The organism is Butyricimonas muris, assembly GCF_046365375.1.
GTDB lineage: Bacteria > Bacteroidota > Bacteroidia > Bacteroidales > Marinifilaceae > Butyricimonas > Butyricimonas muris.
Genome location: NZ_JBKEIT010000008.1, coordinates 298,198 through 307,168, shown reverse-complemented (window position 1 = coordinate 307,168; position 8,971 = coordinate 298,198). Strand labels below are relative to the sequence as shown.

General features: G+C 43.5%; 5 protein-coding genes. All 5 read right to left on the bottom strand.

Translation table 11 applies throughout. The features are described from left to right. The coding region (locus ACK8P8_RS14825) for a DUF4369 domain-containing protein (protein WP_410026011.1) at window positions 1-261 on the bottom strand (261 nt) is incomplete at its 3' end. Between the two features lie 140 nt (window positions 262-401). After that, on the bottom strand, window positions 402-2,105 hold the full coding sequence (locus ACK8P8_RS14820) for a DUF4998 domain-containing protein (protein WP_369860297.1): 1,704 nt from the start codon (window positions 2,103-2,105) through the stop codon (window positions 402-404). 5 nt (window positions 2,106-2,110) lie between these two features. Continuing rightward, window positions 2,111-3,490: a DUF4959 domain-containing protein gene (locus ACK8P8_RS14815; protein WP_227216619.1), complete on the bottom strand. Its 1,380-nt coding sequence runs from the start codon at window positions 3,488-3,490 to the stop codon at window positions 2,111-2,113. Between the two features lie 30 nt (window positions 3,491-3,520). Continuing rightward, window positions 3,521-5,473, bottom strand: coding sequence for a RagB/SusD family nutrient uptake outer membrane protein (locus ACK8P8_RS14810; protein WP_227216618.1), 1,953 nt, complete (start codon window positions 5,471-5,473; stop codon window positions 3,521-3,523). A 20-nt stretch (window positions 5,474-5,493) separates the two neighbouring features. Next, complete coding sequence (locus tag ACK8P8_RS14805; RefSeq protein ID WP_369860298.1) at window positions 5,494-8,967, bottom strand: TonB-dependent receptor; 3,474 nt, start codon at window positions 8,965-8,967, stop codon at window positions 5,494-5,496. Window positions 8,968-8,971: the final 4 nt, after the last annotated feature.

Genomic DNA, 8,971 nt, shown 5'->3' with positions numbered 1-8,971 from the left:
AATCAACGGTATCATGCCGTTCCCGTCAGAAGGAGCGAGGTAAGCCGCCACGGGAGCGTTCACCTTGCCAGTGAAGACAAAAACGCCGTTTTTAACCGTCACGGAACCCAGCGTATCGGGCTTCTCCCGTTCGTTAGCGATTAACAGAAGAGGCCCGTCTGTCATCCCGCTCACCTTGCCACTGATTCGGTAGCTATCCTGCGCTCTACAAGCGAATGCGGAAAGCATCGCCAAACCAATTAAAAATAAAATTTTTCTCATAATTCTATTAAAATACAACTCTCTTTTATTCTATTCTCGTCAAGAAAAGAAACTCCCCGCCAACACGGGAAACACATCTTGTTTCAACGTGTAGTAAACATCACCTCTCCCGCCTGCCACAAGCAGGAGAGGATAGAATATTAAAAATTCAATTTAGAAAGCGGAATAAATTTACCAAGACGCAAATTATAGGCTCCCTGATCGTCCACCTTGTGAGTACTCATGGTCAAGCGGATATAACGCACGGGTTCTCTACACAAGTCTTCAGGTACGACAATATAGGTCTCCTCGGCGGGAGAGTTACCAATAATAGCACTACCGTCCGTATAAGTGGCTTTTGTCCAAGAGTAACCATCATTAGAAAATTCTATCATCAAGGATGACAACAAGTATTTCGAGTCATCTTTCTGATTCCGTTCAGGCTGTTTCACCTTGAAACCTCTCACTATTTGCGGTTTATCTCTTCCCATATCGTAGGTCACGGTAACAATACTGGCTCCCAATGTCCACCTTGGTTCAAAATAAACCTCCTCGTCCCATTCATCCCAATCGTTCTCGAAGTGAAGTTTGGCATCATAAAGCAACCAAGCCGCACCATTATCAGCGTAACCATTGCAAAGAGTATCAGAGCAAGTCACTTTCCACCCCGTGGTATCACACGACTCGTAGGTCGGTTTTGCATTCAAGTTAGTCGTCCCCAACTCGTTCACCATAATCTTTCCGAGTTCTTTAAATTTATCAACACTGTTATAAGCCTCGTAATCAGCAGAAACAAAGTAATGATTATTGTAATGTTCCACAGAAAACCCTGGGCGTATAGCCTGCAAAAACGCCAACGTTACACAAGCCACATATTTATCCGTCGTGCTCGTGAACGAACGCACGAAAGAGGGTTGCATATAACGGTTTTTACCCAAAATAACTTTTTTCAGATTCGGGAGATACAACAAATCTAGGAAAGAAGTAAAATTATAATCCAATTCCACGATTTCTACCTCATTCATCTTTTCTTCCCAACCATTACCATAAAGTTTCAACATCAATTGAGCGAACTCCGTGGACCACAATCTCTCCTCGAAATTCAAATTCATCGGCTCGAATTTAATCGTATCCACGCAACCACTCAACAATCCTCTTCGCTCAATGAATAACGGCTTCGTAAAATCAATTTTTTCTCCCGACCCCACAGGCAAAAGAAACATATTATCGGGCTCCTCAATCAGTTCCCATCCACCCCTCACGTACGATAACGTATCATCCATGTGCTCCTTGATGTTCCATCTGCACACTTCATCTTTTCCTTCAACGTGATAGCACAATTCCAATTCCCTGATATTCTCGTTATCTCGATCAAGCACGATTGCCAATTTGTCTCCCAAACGGCTAAAGAATGAAATCCCCCGCGTGAAAGTTCCCAAATCCTCGTGAGCAAACGTGTAAGGACGCCCGTACTTTTCCTCAATCAAAGACTCTGAATCGTCGGCAACCACATTACACACCCGTACCGTGTACATAGAATTACCCAATCCTTCAAGGTAAATGGTATCCATCAAATCTCCCTCGTGGTTCAGCTCCGCACGCTCGATATAACGCACCTCGGGAATCGTTTCGTTTTCTGACTGCCAAGTAACTTTCACCCGTTCAATTCCAGCATCAGCATGATTTTTCCAAATCACTTGTAAACGCTCCCAGCCGGCCTTCACCTGCACGTTCGAACATCTACCCACATAACGAATCATTCCTCCCTTGGTAAATTCGTCATATGTATCTTCCAAACTCTCGTTGCAACTCCCGGTAAAAAATGCAAACAGCATACCGAGCGCATAAATTGCGTATTTTCTCATAATTATTACTCCTTTTCTGTTTTAGCTTGTACCACTACATCGATCTCGTCAAATGTGACATACTCCTTTGTATTTTCGTTCCAATCAGCATTATAACGATTCGAACGATAAGTATCCTCCACCACAAGTATTAGATACTGGAATTCCTCTTTAGTGTAGTTGCACATCAATCTTAGCACGATGGGATCCTTGGTAGCATACTCCGCATCTGTCAAGGCATCACAACGTTCACCGCTCCCATAAATGTTATCCGTATTTTTACACCAAGAATAATTTTTCCAATAATTGAATGTATAATCCTCCTTAAAATCGCAGAGCAACGTGCAAGCACTCAAATCAACCGTATTCGGGTTTTCGCCCGCTTTCACGCCATACACCTTTGCTTTACTCGGTAAACGACTTTGGTAGTTACCACACCACAACTCTCCAAGCACTCCACTCCCCGGTTGCGGGTAATAATTACCTAAATTCAAGAAAGCGTAGACATAAAGGGCTGCCGGCACTTGCGGTGTACCAAAATCAAAAATAAAGCGTTCACTATAAGCATAAGGTCCCGCCATAAACGTGTCATACACTCGGTTTTCACCTTTCAAAATATGTGAACGATACCCCTCGCCTTTTTTCTTACCGTCAAAAAGATACTTTTCACTAAAACCATACTGCTCATTCTCCACTATATCTCCCGTGAATTCAAAACTAAAATCACCTGCCTCGTAAGACAACGTATCCATCAAGAGGTTCGGTACATCTTCTTTAACGACTAATTTCACGCGATGTCCCTCGTAATCATCGGTCCTCACCACCACATCCAAACGATCGACCTTTTGGTTTAATTCAAAATTCAACGTATCTCCACCTTCCACGATAGGATAACTTCCCATCAAAATGGAATCCAATTGTTTTGTGGTAGGATTCATCCCAATGTAAAACACGTGAATCGTACCATCCACCGTTTTGGGACTCTGGTAGGTCACGTTAAAACCACCCCAGAACGGATTGATTTCCAAATTATCGAAAATCGACACGGTAGCAGCCGGTTTCGTGCTAAAGTTTTTTTCAATAAAAGCAGACTCTACCATATCACGATTAAAGAAACTCAACCGCACAGGCACTTCCGATCGTGCTTCCGTGAATCCACCTAACAACAAAGAATCGGTGAGGTAAGAACCATCTTTATATAACTCTTTCCCAAAAGCATCGTTGTAACGCACTCTCACCCCAAATACATCCAAATTCGAGGGTAATTTATAACGCATAATAGCTCCACCCGGCACCGGTTCAAAAGCAAGATGCTGAAAGTCCACCGGTACATCGAACGTGACTTCATTGTCATCACAGGCGATAAAACCACACATCAATAGTACTATCAATAATATACTTCTCATAATCTTTGATTTATCATTCCATAATTCATATTACCATCCTATGTTCTGCACGCATCCCGCCCTTTGTACCTCTTCACTCCGGATAGGCCAGAAATAATCACGAGGAGCCACAAATTTGTTTCCCGAATAAACGACCATCGGTCTGCCATTATTATAGAAAGTATTGGCATTATTACCCAACACGTTCCAACCAAACGCTTGCTCGTTCAACTCTACATTGGCAATTTTCCAACGACGAACATTCCAAAAACGATAACCCTCGAAAGCAAACTCTATATTCCACTCCCGACGAATAATCTCACGTAAACCGCTCCGGTCTTGCACCAATCCCGGGTTCCGGGCATTTCTCCATGCCACCTCCACGTCCGGAATACCAGCACGTGTCCGAATCACGTTCAGATATTTGTAAACTTCCGCAAACGGAGCATCACACTCATTCAACGCTTCTGCCGCCGCCAAATACACCTCGGCTAACCGGAATACCGGATAGGGTGTCGTCCCGAAGCTCTGCAATTCTCCCTCGTGAACAGCCAAATTTCCCCTCGAATCACACCACTTTTTCATCCAATAACCGGTAATATTCTGTGGCTCCAAGGCATTTAAACGTTTTGCTTGCAAACCGAAATCTTCCCCTTGATAAGCTTCTACCAAATGCAAATTCTCGTCCGCAGAACCCAATCGCCAATAACAGCGATCAGCAACAATATTAGCATAAAAACGAGGTTCACGACGACGATGCAAATTCAATACCGGTTCATCAAAAGAAACCACATCCGTGTATTTAGGATCACTTTCTTTATCAAGCGCATAAGGATTACCTGCTCCCACCCATCTCAAATCCTGATCAATAGGCAGACCATTCTCGGTATAGAACATCTCAACCATCTTCAACGTGGGAGCAAAACAAGTTCCTTGCAAGGAATGACTCGAAGCATCATCATAAGCAGGCAGGGCATATCCCAACAACGAGCTACCCATAATAGGATACTTCACCATCCACAAAACCTCATCATTCATAAAATTATAAGTGTGCACGGAGTTTTCTATATCGAGCATCTTGGATTGCAAACTCGTGTTTGCCACACTTCCCTCGACTAATGATACACCACCGACTTCATCCACCAAAGCTATCAACTCTTTGGCAGCGTTGGCAGCCCGTTCCCATTTCGCTTTTTCAACTGTTACGGAGAACAGGGGCTCCCCATTTTTATTCACGAAATTCGCATAATCTGTATTACCGTTAAATAACGGGGAAGCCGCATAAAGCAACGTCCGCATTTTAAGAGCCAGCGCAGCTTCTTTGTTAAAATAAGCTCGACGGTCACTTGCCTTCATGCTGCCCGGGGGCAACACTTTAGCGGCTTCATCACAAAGACGAACGATATAATTGAAACAAGTATCCACGTGACTACGCGGGTATTTCAATGATTCCACGTCTGCGTTCGGATCAAGGTCTTCCGGTACAATAATAACAGGACCGTAACGACGTACTAATTCAAAATAGTAATACGCTTTCACCGCTATCACCTCGGCTTTCCATAACTCTTTATCGTTATCCGACAAATTATACACGTTGTCAATGCGAGTGATGAAATGATTGCACATCACTATTGCCGTGTAATAATCAAATCGATAAGAGGTATTACCAGAAAATTTCTTATCATACCATTTATCATCGAGAGGAGCAAGAACACTTTGCATCCCTTTCAGAATATCAATACCATCCGGATGATTGGTCGAGTTTCTGAAATAGTTATCCGCCACCATTTCGTCTGTCGCCCAAAAAGCAACATTATTGTACGGGTTCATGGGGTCCTGCAAAAACAAATAGCAGCTTTTCAACCAATCATCGGCACCCGCATACGTTTCAAAATCGGTGTCAATAGTTGCGATATCGTTTTCTGGTACCACGTCTAACCAACTATCACAGGACGCAAGAAAGAAAAGCGGGAGTGCCCAATAAAGTAATATTCGTCTTTTCATTTTATTCTTATTATCAAATATTAGAAACTAAAATTCAATCCGATGGCATAAGTTTTTTGAATCGGATAGTTGAAACCATTCTCTCCCAATTCCACATCCCAAGTTTTAAAATTGGAAATCAAAAACGGATTATTCACCCGGGCAAAAAATTTCATATTCTGCAAACGTAATTTCTTGTTTAAATCCCCGGGTAAATTATAAGCCAATTCTAAAGAAGTACAACGCAAGAAACGACATTCTCGCATAAAATAAGTAGACTTACGTACATCCGTTTCATTCGCGTACCAATCTTCCTGCTTATTGTAATCCACGATATTAGTCACTGAAAGACGAGGCCAAAACGGGTAATTATCTGTCGTTTTTTCCGTCCAGTGACTCTCGTAAATTTCCTTCAGCATGGCATGATTGCTCACGAACGGAGACAACGCTTTCGGGTTTATGAAGAACCCTCGTTTACCGGATCCTTGAAAAGCGAAGTTAAACTCAAAATTCTTGTAATTGATGAAACCACTGAACCCGTACACCAAGCGCGGAGTTTCCGGGAAACCGATACGCACGGCATCCTCAATATCAATAACACCATCTCGGTTGACATCACGATACCGAATATCCCCGGGCATCACCCCGGTACTTGCTTGAGGCGAAGCATCTATTTCCGCTTGATCTCGGAACAATCCCTCGGCGATATATCCCACCGGTTGGGAAATCTCGTGCCCATTCTTCAATTGATACCACGGTCTATCTACCGGTTCTTCCAAATCCTTGTAAACAGCTTTACTGTACGTTAAGGTTCCATTCAAAATAACCCAAAGATCTTTGGAGAAAGCATGTTGAACTTTAGCAGACAAATCTATACCACGAGAGCGCACTTTCCCGATATTATCCAACGGGTTAACCTCTACTCCTGCCTGAGCGGGTATTGTCACCCTGCTCTCGATAATATTATGGCGCACTTCCTGATAAAAATCAGCATTAATTTCCAAAACATCCTTGAAAAAACGGGTTTCCAAACCAAGATTAATTTGCTCAGCTATTTCCCATTTCACATCCGGATCGCCATAATTCTCAACTTTCTTACGCTCAAAGGACTCATCTTTCCCGGGACGAGGATCTTTATTACCTAATTGTGCCGTTTTAATTTCCGGCATATAAACGAAGCGCGGTGTTTTAATAATACCGTCATTTCCCACTTTTCCCCATGAAACACGAAACTTCATAAAAGAGAACCAATTACTAATATTTTGCATGAAATTCTCCTTCGACACAACCCACGCACCTCCCACTGCCGGGAAAAAGCCCATTCGATTGTTCTTGGTGAAACGCTCTGAACCATTGTAACCAAAACTAGCTTCCACGAAATAACGATCCAAATAACCGTAAGAACCACGCATCGAGAAACTCAAATTACGTGTCTCGAAACTATCAAAAAGTTCGTACGCAGGCATCGAATTTCCTTGTTGTGCCTGGAATACTGCGGTCAGTGAAGTTTGGTGATCACCCCATGCTGCAGTGTGCAGCAATCTTCCCTCGTAAACCCACTGTGTCGAGGATGACATACCTTGATTGTTACCACTCGCCGGCTTCCGCAATGTCCGGTTACCCTCCGTGGGATTCAATGCCGTTAAGGTATGCACGTCTTTTTCAAAATCATACCCGCCATTTTCCAAGTCCAAGTAATAATAAAAAGGGTTATTTGCAAATATATTATACTCGTAACCGGACTTTGAGAAAGAAACACTCGCCCGCAACTCCAATCCCTTCACGAGTGAAGAGAGGTTATGGATATATTCCATGCGACTGGTTAAACTAAAACGACTACGGTCGTTATAACCACTTTGTATGGATGCATAAGGATTATTGGCAAGATTGCCATTCTGACGCATACTACCAAAAAGCAAGTGAGGCCAGTTATGGCCCTCGTCAGCAGGATAAGTCACCGCAAAATCCACGGGTGAAGCATTAAACGCCAACTGATACGCCGAGGTCATGTCTTGCATGGGACCATGGTACTTGTCGTACGTGTACGACGTATTTACCAGCAAACAAATACCGGCACTCAAGTCCACGTTCAAATTAAGGCGGGAAGAAAGAGTGGAATTCTTGATATTCACATCAAACTGGTTCAATTTATCAGTATTTAACATACCTTGATCGTTCACGTAGTTAATAGACGCATAGTATTGCATCACTTCCGAACCTCCACGTACATTAATACCAGCACGATGATTAATCGAGAAATTCTTGAACAGAATGTCATACCAATCGTTGGCGGGATACACATACGACGGATAACGAGGATCCCCCGTGCGCTCAATTTTCATCAAGGAATAAGCAGGCGTTGCACCCGGATTACGAGCTAACAAAGCCTCGTTATACATACGCATATAGGTCTTTGCATCAACTACTTCAATTTCATCCGTCGGTTGAGACATTACCGCCTCGTAACGTACTGAAGTGTAAACACTCCCCGCTTCACCTTTTTTCGTGGTTACCAAGATCACACCGTTCGCACCCCGGGCACCATACATCGCCGTTGCTGAAGCATCTTTCAACACGGAAAAGCTCTCGATATCTTCTGGCACCATACGAGCCAAATCCAAACGGGAAGATTCTACCCCATCTATCAATACTAAAGGCTCGGACACCCCATTGGAAGAACTAACTCCACGAATGTAGAATTTCGTGTTCATTTCCTCCTCAGTCAAAGCACCCGGGAGTCCCCCAGTCTGCCAACCAATGATTCCAGAAATTTTACCGGTTAAAGCAGTTGTTAAGTCGCTACTAGATGATTTCAAATCCATCGGACGCACTGTCGTGATTGCCGAAACCACACTCTCTTTTTTCTGTGTACCAAAAGCAACTACTTGAACTTCCTCAAGGTTCTCCTCTGTGGGAACCAAACGAATATTCAATTTTTCCTTCCCCTTGATTTCAACAACTTTTGTTTCATACCCGATGAAGGAAACCCTCAATACATCGTCTGGCTTGGCGGCAATGATATATTGACCTTCAGCATCAGAAGCAACCCCCTGTGTCGTTCCCACGATCACAACGGTAGCCCCGGCTACTGGATTTCCCTTTTCATCCACAATACGACCGCTGACTTGTAGCATCTTTACTTCCGATTGAGTCTTCGCTTGTTTCTTTATAACCACCGTCTGCCCCGTGATACTATACGCCAAGCCTTTCCCTTGCAACAACGAATCCATCGCTGTCCGTAACGAAACATCTTTCAACGAAAGCGACACATCCTTCACGTGCTCCACATCCGGAGCGTTAAACACGAACTCGTATCCCGTCTGTTGACGCAAACTCTCGATAACTTTCACGAATGTTGCATGTTTCAGATCAAGGCTGACTTTGGGCACAGCCTGCCCCCATACACGGGTATTGCCACCGCATAACAACCCGCCGATTAGAAAAATAGTTTGCAATAGCAAAATAAATTTTCTGTTTGGGCTCGTCCCAAACCATTTTCGTCGATTTTTTTGCATAACT